Origin of the sequence: Vibrio sp. 10N.222.51.C5, assembly GCF_041474575.1 — a bacterium.
In the GTDB taxonomy this organism is placed as follows: Bacteria; Pseudomonadota; Gammaproteobacteria; order Enterobacterales; family Vibrionaceae; genus Vibrio; species Vibrio crassostreae_C.
Genome location: NZ_JBFRUJ010000058.1, coordinates 15,448 through 36,504, shown reverse-complemented (window position 1 = coordinate 36,504; position 21,057 = coordinate 15,448). Strand labels below are relative to the sequence as shown.

Here is a 21,057-nt window from a genome sequence, read left to right as displayed (position 1 = left end):
TTCTTAAACGATCGGCATTAGGATAATCGATGTAGCCTTTTTCGTTGCCGCCGAACAGAGTGGCGCCATCAAGTTCTGATAGTTCGCTGCCGTTTTGTAGGCGTGAAACTAGATCTGGGTTAGCAACGAATGGGCGACCAAATGCGACGAGATCGGCGTAGCCTTTGCTTAGTACTTCTTCGGCGCGTTGTGGTGTGTAGCTGCCGGCAACGATGATGGTGTTAGAGAACAAGGCTCTTAGTTCGACACGGAAGCTTTCAGGGATAACTGGAGCATCATCCCAATCGGCTTCTGAAAGGTGCAGATAAGCGATATTACGAGCTTGTAGCGCTTTTGAAGCTTCTAAAATCGTTGGTACGATATCTGGGCAGTTCATGTCTTTGAAGGTGATGAACGGAGCCAAGCGTACGCCTACTTTGTCTGCGCCAATTGCATCAATCACTGCATCCATAACTTCGATTAGGAAGCGAAGTCGGTTCTCGCGGCTACCGCCGTAGTTGTCGGTGCGTTTGTTTGAGTTGGTTCTTAGGAACTGATCAATCAGGTAGCCATTGCCACCGTGTATTTCCACTCCGTTGAACCCTGCCTCGACTGCTTTTTTCGCTGAGTTAGCAAAATCTTGAACAACACGATCGATGTCTGCTTGGGTCATCTCTCTTGGTTGGATGCAATCCACCATGTTGCCGTTACCATTCTCATCAGAGATCCAAACCTGCGTTTCTATTGGAGCTAATGCAGAAGGTGCAATCGGTAACTCGCCTTTTTGAAAGGTAGGGTGTGATACTCGGCCTACATGCCATAGCTGGCAGAATATCGCGGCACCTTGTGCTTTTGCTGCTGTTGTTACTGACTTCCAACCTTCGATTTGTGCATCGGTATAAACGCCGGGTGTGAATGAGTAACCTTGAGAGTCATCAGAGATCTGCGTTGCTTCCGTGATGATCAGCCCTGCACTTGCGCGTTGTTGGTAATAGGTTGCCATCATGTCGTTTGGCACGTTTCCAGGTTGGCTAGTACGAGCGCGTGTCATGGGTGCCATAACCACGCGGTTTTGTAGTGCTAGGCCTTTCAGTTCTGATGCTTCGAATAATTTGTTCATGGTTTCTACCTTGTTTTAATGCTGTGATCTTTCGTTTTTTATTGGGGCTTATTTGCTTTCTGCTGGGCTGAAAATAGAGTTGCTTTGTGGCCTCCCCGCTCGGTTGGCTTTCGCAATAAGCAGCAAACCAATAACAGGGACAACAACGGCTGCGAATGGAATCATGCCTGCGCCTAGTTGGCTGTCGAGTACCATGCCGCCAAGGAATCCACCAAAGGCATTGGCTAAATTAAACGCTGAGATATTCGCGGTTGCTGCTAGCTCTTGGCCTTCGCCACCGTTGTTCATCACTCGAAGTTGCATTGCTGGAACGTTCGCAAATGATGCAATACCAAAGACAAATGCCGCTGCAACGAATAGGATTTTGTTGTCTACAACAAGGCCAACCACTACTAATGAAGCGATCATCGCGATAGCCCAAAACATCGATGCTTTGCCTAAATCTTTGTCAGAAGTGCGGCCGCCCAAGGTGTTACCGATGATTAAGCCGACACCAACAATCACTAAGATCCAAGTGACTGATTCTTGACCGTAACCCGTGATGTGCATGGCGATAGGCGCAAGGTAGCCGTAAAGCGTCATGAAACCAGACCAAGCAAAAGCGGTGATCGCCAAGCTGATCAGCAGCATTGGGTTTTTGAACGCTAAAAGCTGAGTTTTGATGTCTTTCGCTTCGCTGTGACCCGTTGATTTGATTGACGTCAGGATAGAAATCATCGCAATCGTGCCAAGTGCAGCCACGGTAAAGAAAGTGGTGTGCCAGCCGAATTGCAAGCTAACCCAAGTACCCGCTGGAACGCCAAGAACGTTAGCGAGTGTTAGGCCTGCGAACATCTGACCAACGGCACGACCTGCCATTTTTTCAGACACTAAGTTGGTTGCGACAACCGCACCGATGCCATAGAAAGGGCCTTGCACTAAGCCTGCGATCACACGGCTTGCCAGTAGAAGTGGATAGCTTGGCGCTAAGGCGGATAACACGTTGCCAATAATGAACAGTGCCATTAAGCCAATCAGCACTATCTTCTTATTAAAGCGCGCAAGGTAGATTGTTAAGATCGGGCCGCCGATAACGATAGCCAACGCGTAAGCACTGATAAGGTAGCCAGCTTGACCTTCTGTGATTGAAAGTGATGTGGCGATTTGTGGAAGAATGCCTGCGATAACAAACTCAGCGGTGCCAATTGCAAATGCTGCGAGTGTCAGTATCCAAACTTGGAATGGCATCTTTTCTTGTGTCATGGCTTCTGATTTCATGATGAGTTACCTATGTAAATTCTTATTTGTTAGGACGTTGAGATAAACACCCTCACGATTGTTCTTTATGTCTTTGCGGGGTGTTAGCCGAGTAGAGCGCCGCCGTCGATGTCGATGATTGACCCTGTTACGTATGGGTTGTTAATCGCGAATAGGTAACCCATAGCCACCTCTGAAGGCTCGCCAACCTTGCCTGCGGGTAGGTTATTTTTGGCGTTGTCGTACATGCTTGTACGAGCGGAATCGTCCATGTTTTTGTAGGCTTCCGTCATGGTTAAACCCGGGCTAACGGCATTGACTCGAATGGGTGACAGCTCTTTCGCCAGTATTTTAGTCACGCTTTCTAGTGCGGCATTGATGGCGGTTTTTACGTAAGTGCCAGCCACTACTTTGCGAGACAACATGCCTGTCGTGAGCGTGATAGAGCCGTTTGGCGTCATGTAGCGTGAGGCATGTTTTGCTACGTTTAAGCTGCCCCAAAACTTAGTGTCAAAAGCTGTCTTAGCGTCTGCGGTTGCTACATCTGTTACTTTTCCTGCGGGAGCGGATGAGCCAGCCGTTACGACTAAGTGGTCAAACACGCCAATCGATTCGAAGTATTCACAAATTGACTTTTCATTGCTGATATTAAGGCCTGTATGTCGGCTAGCGACGTGCACTGTGTTGTTTTCGTTTCTCAATTTCATCGCGAGTGCTTTACCGATGCCTGATGTGCCACCAATGATGACGAAAGTGCGTTGCTCTTGATTAGTCGATTCGTTAGTCATGCTCTGAATTCCTGCGTTGTTCTGTTGATGTTTGTCATTATATTTATTCGACTAAATTTGATAATTGGTTAAAATATAAATTCATTATTCGGTTAATCTGAATAGTGTCGCTGAGTATTCAGATCGAGCATTAAGATCGAGAAGTAAGACGAAGAGACGGAAGCGAGAATCGTATGGATAAGTTTTCAGATATGGCGATGTTCGTCAGTATTGTTAAGCATCACGGGTTAGCGGCGGCTGGGCGCGAACTGGGTTTATCACCTGCGACCATGACAGCAAGGCTTCAAGCGCTGGAAGAGCGATATGGTGTGAAGTTGTTGAATCGAAGTACGCGCCATGTGTCTTTAACCGACTCTGGCGAGCTGTATCACAAGGCGTGTCTGGAGATATTGGATAATGTCAGTGAGGCCGAAAACCTGATCCAAAATGGCGTCAAAGAGGTCAAAGGTCCACTCAAAATCGCCGCGCCGAAAGACATCGGAAAGCAGTACATTCTTCCGATTCTCTCTGAGTTCTGTCAGCAATATCCCGACGTGATCCCTTACCTCTACTTGAACGATAACCTCTCGAACATTGCTGAATCTGGCATGGATATCGTGGTCCGTTATGGTGAATTGGTCGACAGCAGTTTGATATCCAGACGCTTGTCACCAAGCCGACGTGTGCTGTGTGCTTCTCCTGAATATCTTGCCAAGCATGGAACACCGTTAACACCACAAGATTTGGTTGATCACGATTGTTTAGCCATGCTGCGCAGCAATGAAGAGCTCAAGACATGGCACTTCCAAGATCATGATATGAAGAAGTCGATTACTGTTGTTCCAAAGCGATTTTCAGACGATGGCGAAGTGATTCGCTACTGGGCATTAAAAGGCGAGGGCATTGCTCTTAAATCGGTACTGGATGTGCAAGGCGACATCAATAACCAGCGCCTTGTGACGCTGCTTAATGGCTACATGAAGAACTTCAACACCGCGATGTCGGTGTCGAGTGCCGATTTGAATGTGGTGTACATCAGCAAGAAATATCAGCCCAAGCGTATCCGGTTGTTTCTTGATTTCTTGTTTGAGCGGTTTGGCGATTTGGTTGAAAAGTCTAGTTAGATTAGCCGAGAAGCAGCGTATGACAGATCTCTCGAACTCAACACCCGGGTACGGACAGAGAACATTGAACTGGTTATGATACGACCAACATAAGGATGTGATTGGAGAGAAAAATGAAAGTCGTCGGAGATACGGTTATCCAACCTTTTCACAAGGCAACCTGCCATTGCGGTGCGGTTGAACTAGAGTTCAGCTTACCTAACGGGATAGAAAAACCACGCCGCTGTGATTGCTCTATCTGTCGTCGCAGGGGAGCGATTGTGGGCTCTGTTGCGCTGGATGGCATCAAGATCCTTAAAGGTGCGGAGCATCTCAAGCTTTATCAATTCAATACCAATACCGCAAAGCATTACTTCTGCTCAAACTGCGGCATCTATACCCATCATCAACGCCGTTCTAGTCCAAACGAATACGGTTTTAACATCGGCTGTTTGGAAGGGGTAAACCCTTTTGATATTGGTGATGTGGTGACCAACGATGGTGTCAATCATCCAGCTGATCGTTAATTTATTGAGCATAAAAAAGGAAGGAATTATGTCTGAATACGGAGTGATCATTCGCTGGAAAAAAGCAGAAGATGAAGTCTTTAGCGACAATCAATACAGCCGCGGTCATACGTGGGAGTTCGATGGTGGTGTCACTGTGCCTGCTTCGTCCTCTCCACATGTTGTGCCACTGCCGTTTTCGGTGGAAGCGAATGTTGATCCAGAAGAAGCGTTTATCGCGGCACTTTCTAGCTGCCATATGCTGACGTTTTTGGGCATTGCCGCAAAGCAGAAGTACGTGATCGACTCCTATGTCGATGATGCGATTGGTGTGCTGGAAGAAGATGAATCTGGCCGCTCATCGGTCACTAAGGTGACTCTGCGCCCTAAAATTGTGTTTTTAGGTACCAAAAAGCCCACCGCCAAGCAGCTCGACAAACTGCACCACTTGGCGCACAAAAACTGCTTTATCGCGAACTCGGTAAAAACGGACATTGTGGTAGAAACTAAAGCGTAAACCACACACGTTAACATCCAAAAACCGCGAGGTTGCTTAGTGCATCACTGGCGGTTTTTTTGTGTCTGTGTAATCCTACGTACGGTTTTAATTGAGTGACAGTTAGAAAGTTTTGAGAGATAGGTAGAGAGCTCTTGAATGGTAGGAATAGATTGGTTAGCAGAGAGTTATGTTTAGCGTCCCATTGAATAGTTTTGTACATCGTGTGAGTGATAAAAGCCAAGTGATGGTGAATGCTGCGGAATGTGGATGTCAGTTGAAACGAGTTCGTCGTTCGCGTAATTGGCTGTTGGTCGCTCAAGAGTATCAACTCGTTGAATTTAAAACGATGTTAACCCATGAAAAAGACGGTTGGATAGCAATTGCAATCGACAAAGTGTTGCCTAAACCCGTGGTGTGTTTGGCATCTCTGTTGGCCGCTACACCTTCAATGACTGTGGCTCAGCTGGTGATGGAATCTGGATGTTCAATGGCCGAAGCAAGACGTGCTATTGATGAACATGAAGGTCTGTAGGCGTATTCAAATCGTGTGAAAAGAGAATTGCGAGCAGCAAAAAGCCCGTAACGATATTGCGCTGGAAAACGTCATATCGTTACGGGCTTTATCATCTGTGCTGCTGTTAAGCTAAGCCATGCGGCTTATGAAGCATTGAATCGATTAAGAGTTCGCTACTTTTACACGAATCGTGTTTTTGCCAAGCTTTGACAAGTTCAGCTTGTTTAGTGCCGCTTTAGCTTCTTCTTGCTCTGGCATTTCAACAAAAGCGAAGCCTTTTGAGTCGCCAGTTTCTTGGTCTAAAACTAGGCTGCACTCTTTTACTGAGCCAAACTCAGAAAATAGCACACGGATGTCTTGCTCAGAGGTAGAGCGCGATAGGTTACGAACTAGAAGTTTCATAATAAACCTTGAATATGAATTTACGCCGAGCATTGTCGCACACTTTCATGCTCACCCTCACAAATAATTACTCTAATCATTTCTTTGGTAATGTGTCGCTCTATTTACCGATTAAGCGAGCTGTTTACCTGCTAGCCGCGGTTTATCGTGATATCTGACACGAATCCATGCTCTGTGCTGGTCAACGCCTGTTGTAGCATCTGAGCGGCTTCTTGCGCGGTCATAAAGCTCGAGGTATCCATGCCTTTACCGCTTGTATTCCAAAACTCGGTCGCCATTCCTCCAGGGTAAACCGCCACGATTTTCATCGGGTGACCTTTTAGCTCCAACCTCACCGATTCGATAAAGCCTTTCACGGCCCATTTTGCCGCGCAGTAGGTGGACTCTTCCGCTTTAGCACCTTGGGCCGCCGTCGACATCACCACTGCAATGGTGACCGATTGATCTTTGTAGCGCTGCACAAGCTCGCGAATCAAAAAGATCGAAGACTCAATATTGTTCTTCAGCATGTCGCTGATGATGGTTGGATCTTGCTGTTCTATCTTACCGAAGTACCCACTGCCAGCGCTGTGGATCACCAGCTTCGGCATTTCAGGTAACGCATCCAATAACTCGCTCACTGAGTGCGGGTCACAGAGATCACACGCTTGGCTAATGGTATTCGCCGGTAGGCCTTGCGCCACTTCTGCTAAACGTTGTGCATTGCGACCTGTAATGGCTACACGCTGAGCGTCTGTTGCAGTGTTAGCGTATTGTATCGCGAGCGCTGCGCCTAAACCGCTGCTTGATCCGGTAATTAAAATCATACTGTCTTAAGTTTGTAGAGTTGATTCGAGATAGTAAGGGGCTAGGCTAAGATTTTCTGAGATCTATGGCTAAAGTTGATCGATAGCCTGGTTGATAGGTTGATAGGTTAATAGCTTGGGTGATCGGTCGAGCGGTAAGGCTGAGCTAAGAAAGTGGGGGAAAGCCGTTAAGAATCGACGGGTTTGGTCAGAAATAACACAGCCAAAAAGTAGCAGAACTAACAAGTAAAAGCGCCGGCATAGAGCCAGCGCTTTTGAGTAATCATAAGTGATTATTCGTCGTCGAACTGTTTGATCGTGAACGCGTCTTCGATTCGGTTAAGCTCTTCTTGTTCTTTCACTCGCTTCTCTTCTTGCAGAGTCGCTCTCGTTTCGTTGAAACGTTTTTTCTCTGACTTAGTCAGGAATTTTACAGCTTTTTTGTTGGTCAGTGCGTAAGCAACTACGTCTTCACCTTTTTCTCTGCGGTCGTTTACGCGTTGTGAGAAACGTTCATTGTCGCGAGCTTTACGCTCCGCTGAGGTCAACTTGCTCATGCTTTAAAGCCTTTTCAATTATTCATGGTAGGGAATCTACGCTTAGCGAAACAAATGGGGACTGCTTAGTGTCAGTCTAGTCCATTTGTATGCTGGTGGCGCATCTTAGCACAATGGCTTGAGCATGCAGGTATGCTATTCGAGGGATCAAACAAAACAGCCCACAATTTTCGTTGTGGGCTGTTTTGTTACGTACTGTAGATGTAGTCATCGTTTTAAAACTAAGAATCAGAAACGGCAGTTACATCAAATCTTCTCGATGTATAAGATGACCTCTCCGACTTTAAAGCCAAACTTAGACATCTCAGTCTTGTTGAACAAGCGTTTATCGTCCATTAAGAACATCCAATCATCGAGCACCACTTCATAGGTGCTGCCGTCTACTTCAATTTCTAGATCATATTTCCAATACAGCGCAGAACCTTGGGTTTCACCATAAGCGGTTCCAACGACATCGTTGGCAGTCCCAGAATAGGTGTTTTCGCCCGTTTTGATCAGATTCCAAACGCGAGTTGAGCGCTCGCCATCAGCAAAAGAGAACCACTCTTTTATTTCTCCGTTGTCACCGTCCCAAGTCGCGATCAGTTTGGCATCAAAGCGGCGCAGTAAGTTACCAGAGCGGTCTAGCACCATGCCGTAGGCCATTAGCTCGCCATTAAAAAAGGTTTCAAGCTTGAGCTCTGGCGTTGTGTCGACATGGTCTTCTAAACTTGCAGAGCCACAGCCCACTAGCCAAGTGAGTGAAAAAAATGCCAGAGCAAATTTTATTATTGTTGTTTTTGGATTCATTTGTTCAAACCTAAAAGTTGTTTACGAAGACCGGGTTCAGAGGTGTTTTCAGACAACCAAATCGCTAGAAAGGCTTCACCAAATTGCTTGTCTTGGATGGTGCCGATCGGTTGTTCATCGAAATAAAAACGACTTACGTTATCTTCAGCGACACGAATCGTGAGTGTGCTTCCTTCTTCCACGTTCGGCCACATCGCGTACAAGGGTTTCAACCAACGTTGAATGTTGCTGTCAGAGTAGCCAAGCTTGTTCCACTGATCTTCGGTCGCGTCTACGAGGTCTTTGCTATCGATAGAGCGGTAATACTCAAGCTTCAAAGCTCGTTCGGAATTGGTTGGAGTCGCGTAGAATTCTGCCGAGTAGAGAGTCCAAAACAGGTAACTCATTTCACCCTCACCACGTTTGGTCAGATCATCGACAGCAGAGGCTCTAGCGTGTCCGGCAAATAACAGCGCAGCAAAGATTAACGGGAGAGTAATAAAGCTTAGAAGTGTGTTTTTTGCTTGCTGATGAGCGCGAACAATACCTCGCTCAGGTTTGAACGTTTGTGTCGGGTTGCGTGGATAAGCCATAAGTCACCTCGTTATTGCCATTTTAGGTTGTATTAAGTTGGAGTAGGCGGCCACCAGTAAGGGCAACAAAATCCCCCAACTTATTGCAAGGGCAGCAACTACCGATGCATCTGGCCAAGTAGTAAGAAGAGCACCTGCTTTGATGCCTCCCCAATAACTACTAGTACCTGCTACGAACCCTATGACAAACAAGATCACTTTCGAGCATTTTAAAAGCCAATTTAGGCTGTGGTTAAAACTGATTAAGAACATGATCCACAGGCAGACAAGCCACACCGGGAACCACGATTGATTCGCAATTTCAGAGTCGACGGCAAACACGCCGAAGTGGAGTAAGAGGCTATCAAGCAATAGCCCCAATGGTAATAAAATGAGTATCTTCAAATCGCTACTGCGAGTCGGTGATAGAAGGAAGTGAACCACTACAATCAGTGGTGTGACGAACGGGGCTTGCGCGGTAAAGAAAGCACTGCAAACCCAGGTCGCTTGAAACAGTACGAGATTAATAATCCAAAACCGCTTCATCTTTTTCTCCAAAGTAACGAGGTTTTCTTGCGACTACATGGTGAGTGCTGATCACGCGCTCTTTGAATGCGCCTTCACAGTAGCAGAAGTAGAAGGTCCATAAGCGTTTAAACTCTTCTGAATAGCCGAGAGACTCTAGCTCTTCCCAACTATTTTCAAAGGCGATGTTCCAATCATTCAGCGTTCGAGCGTAGTGCAGGCCAATGTCATCAATTTCTTGAACCACAAGGTCGGTGCTGGTCGCAAGGTGTTGGGTCATCACTGAAACAGAAGGTAGGCAACCGCCGGGGAAGATGTACTTCTGAATAAAGTCGACACCTTTGCGGTATTTGTCGTAACGGCTGTCAGCAATAGTAATTGCTTGAATCAGCATCTTGCCTGAGGGCTTAAGTAGCGAGGAACATTTTTCAAAGAAGGTTTGTAGATACTCATGTCCGACCGCCTCTATCATCTCGATCGAAACCAACTTGTCATACTCACCAGTGAGATTGCGATAATCCTCTTTGAGCAGGGTGATTTTGTCGGTTAAACCAAGCGCTTTTACTCTCTGTTCAGCAAGTGCATGTTGGGCATCTGAGATCGTGGTAGTGGTGACGTGGCAACCGTAGTGTTGCGCCATGAAGATGGCTAAGCCGCCCCACCCTGTGCCTATCTCGATCACGCTATCTTTCTCAGACAGTTCTAGTCGCTCACAGATGGTTTTCATTTTGTTTTGTTGAGCCTTCGACAAGGTTTCTGCGTCTTCGCTGTAGATTGCGGAAGAGTACTGCATCGAGCTATCTAAGAAGCGCTCATACAGCTCGTTGCCAATATCGTAGTGGGCGAGAATATTTCGCTTAGAGCCTTGCTCGGTGTTGGCATTCTTACGACGCAGCAATAGGTTTTTGATGCGAGAAATCCATTGTGTCTTATCATCAAGTTCATCCAATTGGGCTTGGTTACGAGCCATGATTTGAATCACACGCGTTAGATTTGGGCTGGTCCATTTACCATCGATGTACGCTTCAGATGCGCCGATACTGCCGTTGATGACCACATCTCTAAAAAAGGTCGCATCATGAATCACGATTCGACCTTTCAAGTCTGCTTCTCGATCACCGAACACCGAATGCTGGTCGCGCTCAATGATCTCGAGCGTCGCGAATTGCAGGCTTTCTAACACCTTGAAGATTAAAGCTCGATATTTACAGTTGCTTGAAACAGCAACGGCTTTAGCTTGTTGTTCAATATTGTTGTTTTGTTTGGCAAGCTGTTCCATGTAAACCTCGCTGATAACTCATTCTAATATTTTGTGCCAACTAAGCTGAGTTCTGCTCCCTGATTGGAGCGAACCCAAGCTTCAATTGAGTTCTTTCATGTGCGCTTAAGACGTTGAGTCTGGATGCGCCACAAACGGTACTTTTTTCAGGAATAATTTGAGAGCCTGATAATAAATTCCCATCACGACTTTTATCGTCATCGCCGGAATCTTGAATACCGTTCGTCTAATGTTTGTCTTGGTTACTGACTGCTTCGTCAGAGCCAGTGTCGCATCGAAAAGCTTGTCGTCTCGGCGGCTTTCGATGTGAACTAACGTGCGTTTCGCTGGTGGCTTAATCTTCCAAAAATAAGTCATGTTCAAATCCATGAACGGCGAAACGTGAAACTCTTTTTTTACCTTCAATTCTTGGTGCATGTCGATGAGATAGTAGTGTCTTTCTCGCCAAGGCGTGTTACTCACCTCAGCCAACATGTACTTACAATCTCCAGTCTCGTCATAACAGAAGAAACAGTTGATTGGGCTGAAGTAGATGCCTAAACAGCGGCACTGAGCCAGCATCGTCACACGGTTTGAATCAGACCAAACCCCACCAAGTTGTTGCACTTTGGAAGCTATACGTTGCTTAAGTGATTTTGGTTCATCCGTGGTGACATTTTCTTTTTTTTCAGCGAGATAATCCGATTCGACAAAGCGAATCGGGTTGTACCAACGAGTTCCGAACAGCGCACTGCGCGCTGTGGTTTGGGGCAGCTCATCAAGATCTAACCCCATCATATACAGCTGATAGCTGAACTCATGAGTGATGTCGCCAAAGCGGCGATGTCTGACGTTACCCCAATAGATACCGCTGAGCTCTTCACTCTTTTTGGATGCGATCCCCATCTCGGGTGTCAGGGCTTGACTGTTCATAGGGCTGAACTCGTACTCAAATCTAAACCGAAGCGTTTGGTCACATCGAGTGCACTGTGGACACCGTCTTCATGGAAGCCGTTATACCAGTAAGCACCGGCAAAGTGCGTCTGGTTTTTGCCACAGATTTGCTCACGCTTGTGTTGAGCTTCGACCGTGTTCGAATTAAGTACCGGGTGATGATAAACAAAGCTGCGAATGATTTTTTCTGGGTCGATGGCTTCGCTTTGATTCAAGGTGACACAGAAGGTGTCTTGGCTTTCGATGCCTTGCAGAATGTTCATGTTGTACGTGACACAAGCAGGTCGTTTACTGTCGCCATCCAACATGTAGTTCCAGCTTGCCCAAGCCAGTTTCCTGTCTGGTAACAAGCGAGTATCGGTGTGCAGAACCACTTCATTGCGGCTGTATGGGATTTCGCCCAGTACCTGTTGCTCTTGTTCTGTTGCATCACCAAGCAGACGTAAGGCTTGGTCTGAGTGACAAGCAAAGATTACTTCGTCGAAGTCTTGTGTGCTGCCATCTTCAAACTCAATCGTGACGCCTGTTTCATTGCGAGTCACTTGTTTAATCGATGTATTGAGTGCAACGGGTTTGTTTAAGCGTGAAAGGATGATTTCAACATAAGAACGCGATCCCTTTGGTATCACATACCACTGAGGACGGTTCGCGATATCGAGCAATCCATGGTTGTAGAAAAACTGAATGAAGAACTTGAGCTCAAACTCTTCCATTTCTTCCAAGCTTGTCGACCAAATCGCCGCGCCCATCGGTAAGATGTAGTGCTGGCTGAAAAAGTCGGAAAATTGATTATCTCGTAGGAAACTGCCAAGGGTAACGTCTGGTGTGAATTCATTGCTTTCAAACTGAGCCTTACACAGCTTGTTGAACTTGAGAATGTCAGACACTAAAGACCAGAACTGAGGTTTGAAGATGTTGCTCCTCTGCGCGAATAACGAATTAATGCTGTGGCCGTTGTATTCAAACTTGGTCGTCGTGTTGTGGACGCTGAAGCTCATCTCAGTCGGTTGCCTTTCGACATCGAGTTGTTCTAGAAGCTGATTGAAATTCGGGTAGGTTCGATCGTTGAATACGATGAAACCTGTATCTATCGAAAACGCCGAGCCTTGATGTTCAATATCAACGGTCGCGGTGTGCCCCCCAACGTAATCATTCTTTTCGAATACTGTTACGTCGTGGTGCTTATCTAATATATGCGCGCAAGTGAGTCCAGATATACCTGAACCAATAATGGCGATTTTCTTCATTGTTATACCATCCTTGAAGCGAGTTTTTGCCAAACTGGAGTTGGAAGCATTCTTAGTAGCTTCATCAACATGATGAATCGTCTTGGGAAATCAATTTCACTCTTTCCTTGAGCGATACCATTTACGATTCGCTGAGTTGCGGCCTCACTACTAATAATCATAGGCATAGAGAACGTATTTCGCTCGGTTAATGGCGTTTCAACAAAGCCAGGGTGCACAATTGAGACATGAATGTTGTGCGTTGCCAGATCAACCGAAAGTGTTCTGCCTAAGTAGGTGAGGGCTGCCTTTGAAGCGCCATAAGCCTCGGCTCTTGGCAAAGGTAAAAAGCTGGCGCTGGAGCTGACTAAAACCAAACGGCCGCCGGGCTTGATGTTTTTTAACCAAGCTTTAAGGGCGTAGCCAATTGAAATTAGGTTTATGTTGATGACGCGCTCGAATAGCTCGGCATCAAAGTTCACTGGGTCGTCGATGTACTCACAATCACCTGCATTTAAAATCAGCAGGTCGAGCGGCTTGTCTTGGTCGAGTTCTGGAAAGTTGTGGTAATCAGTCAAGTCGAAACAGAGCGGTGTAATTGATGAATGCGCGATGTCTGTATCGTGAGAATCAACTAAGGCTTGCAGTTTGTCTGGATTGCGGCCACAAGCAATCACCTGATGCCCTTGCTGAGCGTAATCTTTAGCTAGGGATTGGCCGATACCTGAGGTCGCGCCTGTAATCATAATATGCATTATCGACTCGCTCTCTTTTTGATGGATTTTATCGCGCAGCCCAGTACTGGAATGTGTTCATACAACATAGAACCGACGTCGAGGTAGTCTCTGTGGTAGACCACTTGACCGTCGAGCATCTTAAGGTGGCTGTGCCCTTGTACTTCGATTGGCTTTTGCCCATTTAATTGCTTGTGAGCAAACTGCATCGTCCAGTAAACGGAAGCTTCGTCGTTCGCTTCGAAAGTGTGTTCGATATGAAAGTAACAGCTGGTTACTTGGGTGTAGAGGTTCTCGAAGTAGTGCGTAAGCGCCGAAATACCGCTGACATGATGCAGCGGATCTTGGAATTCAATATCAGGGTGATAAACCGTCTTAAGCACGTCGAAATTGTCGGTTCCGAGTTCTCGATACATGTTGAGAAAGTTATCAAGCCATAGAGAGTTATCCATAATATTCACTCTAATTATTTGAAGAAGGCTAAGGCTCTCAATCGTGCTTCTTTATGCTCAACGATGGGTTGCCAGTATTCGCTGTCTATTCCGTTTTTAGCGATAAAGTCATGTGGGAAATGTACATGCTTATCTGGGATATTTTGCAGCTCTGGTATGTACTTACGAATAAAAATTCCTTTTGGATCAAACTTTTCACTCTGAGTGATTGGATTGAAAATTCGGAAGTAAGGTTGAGCATCACAGCCAGTACTTGAAGCCCACTGCCAGCCACCATTGTTGGCACTAAAGTCTCCGTCGATAAGGTGCGACATAAAGAAACGCTCGCCCCAACGCCAGTCAATAAGCAGGTGCTTGGTTAGGAAGCTTGCCACCACCATTCTTAGTCTGTTGTGCATCCAGCCCGTTTCAACCAGTTGACGCATTGCGGCATCAACCAATGGATATCCTGTTTTTCCTTCGCACCAAGCTTTGAAGCTAGGATGATCGTGATACCAATCTAAACCATTGTATTTTTGCTGAAAGTTAGCACCTTTGACCAGTTTAGGGTGGTGGAACATCAAATGCTTATAAAAATCTCGCCAAATCAATTCATTGAGCCAACAAAAGGCCGGTAATTGCGTATCAAATAACAGATCGGGTTGCTGCTGAATCAATTGAATCGCTAACCAACGTGGGCTCACGGCGCCAATCGCTAAATAAGGTGATAGCCCCGATGTTCCTTTAACTGAGGGAATATCTCTCAGACGTGCGTAGTCGTTGACTTTATTGCCTAAGAAATTGGGGATCACATTGCCCAATACATCTTGGCTTAATGGCCAGCGACTCGAATCAACACGCGGAAAATCGAAATCATAGTCAGCAGAGATGGTTAAGGCTTGTAAGTCGTCAGGAAGCTGTGTTTGTGAACGTTCAGCTGACTCGACAGGAGCTGGACTGCAGATGATGCCTTTCACCTGAACTTCTTTTAACCAAGCGTTCTTAAAGGGCGTAAAGACTTTGAACATCTCGCCTTGTTTGTTGAGAACGCTACCGAGTGGCAGCATAACGTCACAATCGCTGATCTTCAGGTTTAGGCCGCTTGAAATCAGCTTTTTATCGCGAGCTTGTTCATCGACCTCTGGTTCAGAGTTAGCGTAGACGCACTTGGCATCAAGCTGCTGGCACAAATCGATGAGCTGTTTGGATTGGTCGTCAAAGTCGCTAGCTTTCAGGTGAAGCAACGTTATCCCGAATTCAGCGAGCTGGGAATCGAGTTGTTTTAGATGACGATAGATGAAATCAGCTTTGATCGGCGCAAGGTGGTGTTGCCGCCACGTTTGAGGCGTTGAAATGAAAACGGCGGTCGTTACGCCGTTTTCAACTGCCGCGACGAGCGCTGGGTTATCGTGAATCCGCAGGTCTCGTCGTATCCATAGTATGTCGCTCAATATCCGTATCTCAGTTTAAGTTCTTGAGGGTGCGGGTTTAGGTAAACCTGTGATTCTAGGTATTCGTTCGGGTATTCCATCAGGTAGTGATTGATCAGTGTCAGTGGCACTAGCAGTGGAACAACGCCCTCTCTGAATGATGCGATCTGGTTGGTCAGCTCTTGCTTGTGAGCGCTACTCAGTTGTTTTTTAAAGTAACCCTGCAAATGATGCAGCGTATTGGCGTGACTGCCTCGATTCGCGTGATGAGACAACGCCGTCATCAAGCCTTCGATGTATTGAGCCGCTAGTTCGTCGATATCTAAATCATTACCCGCTAGCAGTTTGCCTAAGCTTTTGTAACCCTCAACGTGGTGACACATGACTAGATATTTGTGGGCGCTGTGGAACTGAATCAGTTTGTGCTTGGTCACACCTTCATCCACAAGATCGAGCCATTTTTGGTAAGTGAACACTCGAGTCATGAAGTTTTCACGCAAAATGGGATCGTTAAGGCGGCCGTTTTCTTCAACGGGAAGTAACGGGTTGCCGTCCATAATTTGTTGGGTGAACATGCCTATGCCTGTCGATTCAGAGCCGCGACCATGGTGGTGGTACACCTTCACGCGCTCCATGCCGCAGGTTGGGCTTTTTTGACACACAATAAAGCCAGCAATGTGTTGGTTTTTCTTTGAGTAGTTTTGACCGAACTCGATCAGTTCGTTGGTCACATCACCTGAGCCATCAGGGCGAGAAACATGGATGATGTCATCTAGCATTCTTGTTTGACGAATGGTTGGACGAGGGGTTGGAAGACCAACAGCCATCTCTGGGCAAACAGGTTCCAATTCCACGTAGTCTGCTAGGTCGTCTGTACAAAAACGAGAGCGTTTATGACCTGTGTCGAAACGTACTTTATGTCCAGCAACACATGCACTGATACCGATTTTGATTTTCTTTTCCATTGGCCAACTCCTTTGCTCTTGCTCTGAGCTTTTTCTTATAGTTCAACATTGCTAATCGTATTTACAGAGCTGGGTGTGTTTTTACTTTGACACCGTAGTTGTTTTTATTCAGATGTATTGACGATATACAGGATAGCTTTATGCCATCCTGTATATTTATAGCCTGCAACTGGGTTAATAGATATATTTTCCAAGTGGATTGAATAGTTGGCTCACACCTTTTGTGAAGTAAAGCGCATCACTTGAAACGGTTAAACAGACACAACCTTCTTTTGTTGCCGGTTGATGAGTGTGATTGCCATCCAACCAGATGAAGTCACCTTTGTTGTAAACGCCCATTTCGTCTTCGAAACTGCCCTCTAGAAGAAGCGTGATCTCGAAGCCTTTGTGGGTGTGGCAAGGCACTTGTCCATCTTTGTCGATGTGCAACAAGCTGGTGTGGTGTGCTTCGTCAGCAAAATCGAGTCTTGCTCGTGAAATTTTGCCTAGGTTCATCCAGTCCTTTCTCGCTACTGAGTTTAGAGCGCGAGGGATTGTGAATGTCGTGTCAGCAACAGTTACTTTCTGAACCTCTGGAGTCACTTCAACAGACTGAGAAGTATCAGCTGTGATTTGCTCTATCGCGTCAAAATCAAAGTCCATGTCGTCCATTGAGAAGCTGTCTAGATCTTCATTTGAGAATACTGGCTCTGCGTCAAAAGCATTATTCGCTGCTACAGCTGTAAGCTGCTTGACTTGTTGTTGGCAGTGTTCACACAGCTCTACATGGCTAGAAACAATCAAAGAAACTGAATCAGCCAACGTGCCATCGACGAAGTCTTTCAAGATTGCCGCGTTTGGGTGATGTTTAATCATGGTCTTGTTCCCCCATGTGAACTTTTAATTTGGCTAAAGCGAGTCTCAGACGTGATTTCACTGTTCCAAGTGGGACGCCAAGTTGCTGAGCGAGTTGCTCTTGAGAGAGCTCTTGAAAGTAAACGCCTTTGACGATGGTTTTCTGAGCGAGAGGCAACTTTTCTATTTGAGTCATTACGTGTCGGCTCATCAAATGGTCACCGAATGGCAAATCTTCGCTTTGAGACTCGGCTACCATCGCATCGATTGGCCAGATATCGTCGGCTATCGTTTGTTCGGCTTTAGCTTTCACTTTGCGCAACATGTCGAATGCTGCATTACGCATTACCGTGTAGACCCAAGTGGTCGCAGCGCCTTTATCTACATTGTAGAGATGTGCTTTCTTCCAAACATTAGTCATCGTGTCTTGAACTAGCTCGTTTGCAGCAGCTTCGCCACCCAACTTACTGATACCAAAACGCTTGATCTTAGGAGCGAAGAACTTGAACAAACAGGTGAACGCCTGCTTGTCTCGGTCTGTACCAACCAACACCAGCCAGCTCGAGAGCTCTGTCGGTACTTTGTTGTCTGTAGGTACTTTGTTATCGGGAATAATGACATGCTCCTTGCCGTTCCCTGAACTTCTGCTTTCCACTTGCATAGTAACTAACCATCATGCGAATTTGATGGGCACTACGTGAAAGGAGAAAGTCGGGATCACTTTAATTTAAATTAATTTCTACTATACAAAATTATAGTGAAGAAAAGTGCTTATTGCCCCGTAATGATTTGATTCAAAAAAGGAACTAGAGACGGAAAACTGGCTGGCTCAGTAAATTCTGTTTTCTTTTCCAGTGGGATAGGCATCATTTCGAGCAATCGCGCACAGATCCATTGTGGGCTCTCAAAATCAGGAGTGGGATAGAGTGTTCTTATCGAATCGTGGTCGCGAAACAACTGAACCAAAAAAGCGGTAAACACGTTAGGCACTTTATATTCATCGGTAGGCCAGTGAGGCAACAAGCTGAACTTACTTTTAATCAGGTCATCATCGTCTCGAAACGACCCATGCAATTGCACCAACTTTTCGCCTTCGACATCAATTTCTAATATCTGGTCGTCCGACATATTGAAGTCGACGATGGTCACCTTTGTTCCCCAAGAGCTGAGATGATCAGAGTTAGATTTGTCTTGAGTGGCGATAATGAAACCATCGCCCTGCGCTGCGTGAGCGACCATCGCGAGATACTTTGGCTCAAAAATGCGCAGTCTTTGTCTGCCTCCCGGTAAAAGGAAGATGGGGAGGGGAAACACAGCGAGCTCCAGAGAAGACTCTACGGGTGTTTCTGGTTCGGCGTCTGTCCGCGTGGTCTTCCTAGGTGAATTCGGCACATAGTACTCCTTAGTTCAGATGTGATTCGAGAAGATATACGCGGGGAGGGTGGTGTTCGATCAATTCGCTTCGGCTTATGTTCGCAAAGGGATAGATATTTTGTTGCACCTGTTCATAAATTCATTGTTTTTACCTTTTCTCATACGCGTCATTAGGTAATATATGAACAAATAGTAAGCGAATGGGTAGTTGCCAGACGATGCTTCTATCTGACGTTCTTCTATACCTAACATCGCATCAAAGGAATGGTCATGATTGTTATTTATGGTATCAAAGAGTGCTTAAATCCAATTAAGTTGCAGCTCTCTAATGTGTTGCAGCAGTGCTTGAACAGTGAAATGGGTTTACCCGATGACAAGCGAGCACATCGGTTTGTGCCATTGGAACGAGATGACTTCTTTTACCCGGAAGGAAGAACAGAAGCCTATACCGTCATTGAGATAAATATGATGGAAGGTCGAGCGGTAAACACCAAAAAGCGCTTAATTAAGAAGATATTTTCTGAGATAGAGAAGCAGTTAGCTATCTCTCCGATTGATATTGAAATCACCATTAAAGAGCAGCCTTCACATTGTTGGGGTTTTCGAGGGATGACGGGCGATGAAGCACAAGATCTGAAGTACAAAGTGAACGTCTAGGGTTTAAGCTCTTAACTCTTAACTCTTAACTCTTAACACGTAAGACTTAAGCCAATCTATCGAGTGACGGCTTTGGAATTTGATGCCAAAGCCGTTTTCCTAGTTCTCGACACTAACCTTTAAGCATCTAAGCATCGTCACTCTTTTTTAAATACTGATGCCAATTTTCATTGATCACGTCAAAGTGCTCAACGCAGAACTCTTTTCTGTCTTTCAAATAGTCGTTTTCCACTTCATCGAGCAAGTTCTTATAGGCATCGGGATCGCTGCCATACACCAAGCATAACGTGGAGAAGTAACGCTGCAGATCGAAACTGTGCTCGTCGATGTATTCCCCCAAGTCGTAATACTCTGGGCGGTCTTCTGACTCGAAAGCGAACATGTCTGCAGCGCTGATAGCAGCGTCGGCCCCATGCTCTACGTAGTTAAGCAGTAGCACGGTTGCTAGGTTATCAACCGCATCTTCTTCTTTACCCAATATGGCAATGTTCTGATCTTCGATATACGCATGCCCAGTCTCGTGTAGCAGGGTGTGCAGCAAGGTATCAATAGCGCCGGTTTGCGCAGATTTCCCATACTCTTTTTCGTATTGGTTCTTCTCAAAGTAATTGAGTGACTCAGCGTAAAAACTGTAAGGGATCAGTACTTGATGGGTTTGTGGATCGTAGAGTGGTCCTTTTTCCCCGCCATATTGAATGGTTAATGGCTTCTCAAACATGAAGAGTTGGTTTGATAGGTCGACCACGGTGTCATTAACGCCACTGCTTTGAATCTCTCGTTTGAGCTGCTCTTCTTCGGTATTTTGCGGTGTAGAGTACTCGACGATTAGGTTGCTTTGGGTGGCTTGTTCACTAGATGCATAAGTTGTGGCAAACATTGCACTCAGGGCTAGGCTGCAGGTCAATGTTCGTTTCAATAATGTCATCGGCTATCCTTGTGATTACGTTGCGATTCAGAGTCGTGCTGGGGGTAACAACTCCAAGCTGTGTACCCTGATTTAGTTATTTCGTTAGAGTATAAGTTTAGACGGAATTTTGATGCATCGAGGACTGCAATTTTTGAAGTAGGCGCTATCATATCAATGAATAATCCGCTTAGAGATTCGCCACAAAGAATAAGTAAGCTGAATGAGCGGTGTCGATGTGATTCGTTTCTATTGGTAATTAACAGATAAATTTCGGTTCAACACAACCCTTGTGCTATACTCCGCGCCCCAATCCGAATTGGCTTGTTTAATCTTAGGAAATTATTATGAGTGTTAAAAACGAACTTCAACAAATTAACAACCGTCTAGACAAGTGTCGCCACAAGTTAGATGCTGCTAAAACTCGTAATGATCGTCCTGTTGTTCGTCAGTTCGAGGAAGAGATTAAGAAGCTAACTAAGAAAATTGCCCAGCTTAAACACAAAGAAAGCTATGATGTGAACCAAGAGCGTAAGTCTCTGGTTGATATGCCATTTAGCCGTGAGATCACTAAGGCTGAGCAAGCGGATATGGGTAAACTTAAAAAGTCTGTTAAAGGACTCGTAATTGTTCACCCAATGACGAAGATCGGTAAAGAACTTCGCATTGAGGTTATGACTGGTTACGCACCGAAAAAATTCTAATTACCAGCGATGGTGATGAAAGAGGAGCTAGAAATAGCTCCTTTTGCTTTTTTAGGTATTAAGAAAGCAGAGTCAGCGGCATAGATACTCACGCCGTTTTCAACTTTTAGGAGGTGATTGTTGTCACAAATCCTTTTATCTCCTATAAAAGTTAACGTGCTACTAACATGGTACTAAGCGATCGCAGTAATGTGTTCGCTTTTCGAATCCACACTTTCTCTCCAGTTTGTATAAATATAGGTAGAGCAGCACA

26 protein-coding genes are annotated in these 21,057 nt (G+C 45.8%); 6 read left to right on the top strand and 20 right to left on the bottom strand.

Features of this window, described 5'->3' with window-relative positions; all coding sequences use genetic code 11:
• The 3 genes from AB4558_RS18180 to AB4558_RS18170 all read right to left on the bottom strand — a co-directional run.
• Nucleotides 1-1,099 (bottom strand): alkene reductase (locus AB4558_RS18180; RefSeq protein WP_372158965.1); only part of this gene is annotated, 1,099 nt, incomplete at its 3' end.
• A 48-nt stretch (nucleotides 1,100-1,147) separates the two neighbouring features.
• Entirely contained in the window at nucleotides 1,148-2,356 is a 1,209-nt protein-coding gene (locus AB4558_RS18175; RefSeq protein ID WP_372073638.1) for an MFS transporter, read from the bottom strand.
• An 83-nt stretch (nucleotides 2,357-2,439) separates the two neighbouring features.
• Nucleotides 2,440-3,123, bottom strand: coding sequence for an SDR family oxidoreductase (locus AB4558_RS18170; protein ID WP_372054503.1), 684 nt, complete (start codon nucleotides 3,121-3,123; stop codon nucleotides 2,440-2,442).
• A gap of 173 nt (nucleotides 3,124-3,296) precedes the next feature.
• On the opposite strand from AB4558_RS18170, the gene AB4558_RS18165 reads away from it, so the two are divergent.
• The 4 genes from AB4558_RS18165 to AB4558_RS18150 all read left to right on the top strand — a co-directional run bounded on the left by AB4558_RS18165 (nucleotide 3,297) and on the right by AB4558_RS18150 (nucleotide 5,742).
• Nucleotides 3,297-4,226, top strand: a complete 930-nt coding sequence (locus tag AB4558_RS18165) for a LysR family transcriptional regulator (protein ID WP_102320399.1) — start codon at nucleotides 3,297-3,299, stop codon at nucleotides 4,224-4,226.
• A gap of 113 nt (nucleotides 4,227-4,339) precedes the next feature.
• A complete protein-coding gene (locus AB4558_RS18160) occupies nucleotides 4,340-4,732 on the top strand; it encodes a GFA family protein (RefSeq protein WP_017061270.1) in 393 nt (130 codons plus the stop codon).
• Nucleotides 4,733-4,760: 28 nt separating this feature from the next.
• Nucleotides 4,761-5,228 (top strand): OsmC family protein, encoded by a 468-nt coding sequence (locus AB4558_RS18155; protein WP_372073641.1) that lies wholly within the window; start codon nucleotides 4,761-4,763, stop codon nucleotides 5,226-5,228.
• A gap of 169 nt (nucleotides 5,229-5,397) precedes the next feature.
• A complete protein-coding gene (locus tag AB4558_RS18150; RefSeq protein WP_017061272.1) occupies nucleotides 5,398-5,742 on the top strand; it encodes a ribosome recycling factor family protein in 345 nt (114 codons plus the stop codon).
• Nucleotides 5,743-5,886: 144 nt separating this feature from the next.
• Here the strand turns inward: AB4558_RS18150 and AB4558_RS18145 are convergent, their stop codons facing one another.
• From AB4558_RS18145 to AB4558_RS18070, 16 genes are all read right to left on the bottom strand, one after another.
• Nucleotides 5,887-6,126 carry an RNA-binding protein gene (locus AB4558_RS18145; RefSeq protein WP_017061273.1) on the bottom strand — a complete coding sequence of 80 codons (240 nt, stop codon included), beginning with the start codon at nucleotides 6,124-6,126 and terminating at the stop codon, nucleotides 5,887-5,889.
• Nucleotides 6,127-6,257: 131 nt separating this feature from the next.
• Nucleotides 6,258-6,932 (bottom strand): SDR family NAD(P)-dependent oxidoreductase, encoded by a 675-nt coding sequence (locus AB4558_RS18140; RefSeq protein ID WP_372073643.1) that lies wholly within the window; start codon nucleotides 6,930-6,932, stop codon nucleotides 6,258-6,260.
• 272 nt (nucleotides 6,933-7,204) lie between these two features.
• On the bottom strand, nucleotides 7,205-7,468 hold the full coding sequence (locus AB4558_RS18135; protein ID WP_017061275.1) for a hypothetical protein: 264 nt from the start codon (nucleotides 7,466-7,468) through the stop codon (nucleotides 7,205-7,207).
• 246 nt (nucleotides 7,469-7,714) lie between these two features.
• A complete protein-coding gene (locus AB4558_RS18130; protein WP_017061276.1) occupies nucleotides 7,715-8,257 on the bottom strand; it encodes a DUF3833 domain-containing protein in 543 nt (180 codons plus the stop codon).
• Nucleotides 8,254-8,829, bottom strand: a complete 576-nt coding sequence (locus AB4558_RS18125; protein WP_372073645.1) for a chalcone isomerase family protein — start codon at nucleotides 8,827-8,829, stop codon at nucleotides 8,254-8,256. Before AB4558_RS18125 ends, AB4558_RS18130 begins: the two co-directional genes overlap by 4 nt.
• 3 nt (nucleotides 8,830-8,832) lie before the next feature.
• Nucleotides 8,833-9,354 carry a DUF2878 domain-containing protein gene (locus AB4558_RS18120; RefSeq protein ID WP_017061278.1) on the bottom strand — a complete coding sequence of 174 codons (522 nt, stop codon included), beginning with the start codon at nucleotides 9,352-9,354 and terminating at the stop codon, nucleotides 8,833-8,835.
• Nucleotides 9,332-10,612 (bottom strand): class I SAM-dependent methyltransferase, encoded by a 1,281-nt coding sequence (locus AB4558_RS18115; protein WP_372073647.1) that lies wholly within the window; start codon nucleotides 10,610-10,612, stop codon nucleotides 9,332-9,334. The genes AB4558_RS18120 and AB4558_RS18115 overlap by 23 nt, the downstream gene beginning before the upstream one ends.
• A gap of 105 nt (nucleotides 10,613-10,717) precedes the next feature.
• Entirely contained in the window at nucleotides 10,718-11,524 is an 807-nt protein-coding gene (locus AB4558_RS18110; RefSeq protein WP_372073649.1) for a DUF1365 domain-containing protein, read from the bottom strand.
• Entirely contained in the window at nucleotides 11,521-12,792 is a 1,272-nt protein-coding gene (locus tag AB4558_RS18105) for an NAD(P)/FAD-dependent oxidoreductase (RefSeq protein ID WP_372073651.1), read from the bottom strand. Before AB4558_RS18105 ends, AB4558_RS18110 begins: the two co-directional genes overlap by 4 nt.
• A 2-nt stretch (nucleotides 12,793-12,794) precedes the next feature.
• Nucleotides 12,795-13,526 carry an SDR family NAD(P)-dependent oxidoreductase gene (locus tag AB4558_RS18100; RefSeq protein ID WP_136974016.1) on the bottom strand — a complete coding sequence of 244 codons (732 nt, stop codon included), beginning with the start codon at nucleotides 13,524-13,526 and terminating at the stop codon, nucleotides 12,795-12,797.
• Nucleotides 13,526-13,957, bottom strand: coding sequence for a nuclear transport factor 2 family protein (locus AB4558_RS18095; RefSeq protein ID WP_017061283.1), 432 nt, complete (start codon nucleotides 13,955-13,957; stop codon nucleotides 13,526-13,528). Before AB4558_RS18095 ends, AB4558_RS18100 begins: the two co-directional genes overlap by 1 nt.
• Before the next feature lie 14 nt (nucleotides 13,958-13,971).
• Entirely contained in the window at nucleotides 13,972-15,387 is a 1,416-nt protein-coding gene (phrB, locus tag AB4558_RS18090) for a deoxyribodipyrimidine photo-lyase (RefSeq protein WP_065583940.1), read from the bottom strand.
• Nucleotides 15,384-16,331 (bottom strand): DUF523 and DUF1722 domain-containing protein, encoded by a 948-nt coding sequence (locus AB4558_RS18085; protein ID WP_017060965.1) that lies wholly within the window; start codon nucleotides 16,329-16,331, stop codon nucleotides 15,384-15,386. Before AB4558_RS18085 ends, phrB begins: the two co-directional genes overlap by 4 nt.
• Nucleotides 16,332-16,505: 174 nt before the next feature.
• Entirely contained in the window at nucleotides 16,506-17,186 is a 681-nt protein-coding gene (locus AB4558_RS18080) for a ChrR family anti-sigma-E factor (RefSeq protein WP_017060966.1), read from the bottom strand.
• Nucleotides 17,179-17,826, bottom strand: coding sequence for a sigma-70 family RNA polymerase sigma factor (locus tag AB4558_RS18075; RefSeq protein ID WP_017060967.1), 648 nt, complete (start codon nucleotides 17,824-17,826; stop codon nucleotides 17,179-17,181). Before AB4558_RS18075 ends, AB4558_RS18080 begins: the two co-directional genes overlap by 8 nt.
• A gap of 110 nt (nucleotides 17,827-17,936) precedes the next feature.
• Entirely contained in the window at nucleotides 17,937-18,557 is a 621-nt protein-coding gene (locus tag AB4558_RS18070; protein WP_017065084.1) for an LON peptidase substrate-binding domain-containing protein, read from the bottom strand.
• A 252-nt stretch (nucleotides 18,558-18,809) separates the two neighbouring features.
• On the opposite strand from AB4558_RS18070, the gene AB4558_RS18065 reads away from it, so the two are divergent.
• Nucleotides 18,810-19,196: a tautomerase family protein gene (locus tag AB4558_RS18065; protein WP_102320407.1), complete on the top strand. Its 387-nt coding sequence runs from the start codon at nucleotides 18,810-18,812 to the stop codon at nucleotides 19,194-19,196.
• 127 nt (nucleotides 19,197-19,323) lie between these two features.
• On the opposite strand, the gene AB4558_RS18060 is transcribed toward AB4558_RS18065, so the two are convergent.
• On the bottom strand, nucleotides 19,324-20,121 hold the full coding sequence (locus tag AB4558_RS18060) for a DUF4344 domain-containing metallopeptidase (protein ID WP_137001639.1): 798 nt from the start codon (nucleotides 20,119-20,121) through the stop codon (nucleotides 19,324-19,326).
• Between the two features lie 326 nt (nucleotides 20,122-20,447).
• Here AB4558_RS18060 and AB4558_RS18055 point away from each other — a divergent pair, with 326 nt between their 5' ends.
• Entirely contained in the window at nucleotides 20,448-20,804 is a 357-nt protein-coding gene (locus AB4558_RS18055; RefSeq protein WP_017060971.1) for a YibL family ribosome-associated protein, read from the top strand.
• Nucleotides 20,805-21,057: the final 253 nt, after the last annotated feature.

Coding starts and splice junctions, on each gene's coding strand:
- AB4558_RS18075 (WP_017060967.1), bottom strand. CDS start 17,826: ATGCAAGTGGAAAGCAGAAGTTCAGGGAACGGCAAGGAGCATGTCATT.
- AB4558_RS18110 (WP_372073649.1), bottom strand. CDS start 11,524: ATGAACAGTCAAGCCCTGACACCCGAGATGGGGATCGCATCCAAAAAG.
- AB4558_RS18130 (WP_017061276.1), bottom strand. CDS start 8,257: ATGAATCCAAAAACAACAATAATAAAATTTGCTCTGGCATTTTTTTCA.
- AB4558_RS18175 (WP_372073638.1), bottom strand. CDS start 2,356: ATGAAATCAGAAGCCATGACACAAGAAAAGATGCCATTCCAAGTTTGG.
- AB4558_RS18140 (WP_372073643.1), bottom strand. CDS start 6,932: ATGATTTTAATTACCGGATCAAGCAGCGGTTTAGGCGCAGCGCTCGCG.
- AB4558_RS18120 (WP_017061278.1), bottom strand. CDS start 9,354: ATGAAGCGGTTTTGGATTATTAATCTCGTACTGTTTCAAGCGACCTGG.
- AB4558_RS18115 (WP_372073647.1), bottom strand. CDS start 10,612: ATGGAACAGCTTGCCAAACAAAACAACAATATTGAACAACAAGCTAAA.
- AB4558_RS18080 (WP_017060966.1), bottom strand. CDS start 17,186: ATGATTAAACATCACCCAAACGCGGCAATCTTGAAAGACTTCGTCGAT.
- AB4558_RS18105 (WP_372073651.1), bottom strand. CDS start 12,792: ATGAAGAAAATCGCCATTATTGGTTCAGGTATATCTGGACTCACTTGC.
- AB4558_RS18085 (WP_017060965.1), bottom strand. CDS start 16,331: ATGGAAAAGAAAATCAAAATCGGTATCAGTGCATGTGTTGCTGGACAT.
- AB4558_RS18150 (WP_017061272.1), top strand. CDS start 5,398: ATGTTTAGCGTCCCATTGAATAGTTTTGTACATCGTGTGAGTGATAAA.
- AB4558_RS18065 (WP_102320407.1), top strand. CDS start 18,810: ATGATTGTTATTTATGGTATCAAAGAGTGCTTAAATCCAATTAAGTTG.
- AB4558_RS18160 (WP_017061270.1), top strand. CDS start 4,340: ATGAAAGTCGTCGGAGATACGGTTATCCAACCTTTTCACAAGGCAACC.
- AB4558_RS18125 (WP_372073645.1), bottom strand. CDS start 8,829: ATGGCTTATCCACGCAACCCGACACAAACGTTCAAACCTGAGCGAGGT.
- AB4558_RS18095 (WP_017061283.1), bottom strand. CDS start 13,957: ATGGATAACTCTCTATGGCTTGATAACTTTCTCAACATGTATCGAGAA.
- AB4558_RS18170 (WP_372054503.1), bottom strand. CDS start 3,123: ATGACTAACGAATCGACTAATCAAGAGCAACGCACTTTCGTCATCATT.
- AB4558_RS18155 (WP_372073641.1), top strand. CDS start 4,761: ATGTCTGAATACGGAGTGATCATTCGCTGGAAAAAAGCAGAAGATGAA.
- AB4558_RS18100 (WP_136974016.1), bottom strand. CDS start 13,526: ATGCATATTATGATTACAGGCGCGACCTCAGGTATCGGCCAATCCCTA.
- AB4558_RS18135 (WP_017061275.1), bottom strand. CDS start 7,468: ATGAGCAAGTTGACCTCAGCGGAGCGTAAAGCTCGCGACAATGAACGT.
- AB4558_RS18165 (WP_102320399.1), top strand. CDS start 3,297: ATGGATAAGTTTTCAGATATGGCGATGTTCGTCAGTATTGTTAAGCAT.
- AB4558_RS18055 (WP_017060971.1), top strand. CDS start 20,448: ATGAGTGTTAAAAACGAACTTCAACAAATTAACAACCGTCTAGACAAG.
- AB4558_RS18145 (WP_017061273.1), bottom strand. CDS start 6,126: ATGAAACTTCTAGTTCGTAACCTATCGCGCTCTACCTCTGAGCAAGAC.
- AB4558_RS18060 (WP_137001639.1), bottom strand. CDS start 20,121: ATGACATTATTGAAACGAACATTGACCTGCAGCCTAGCCCTGAGTGCA.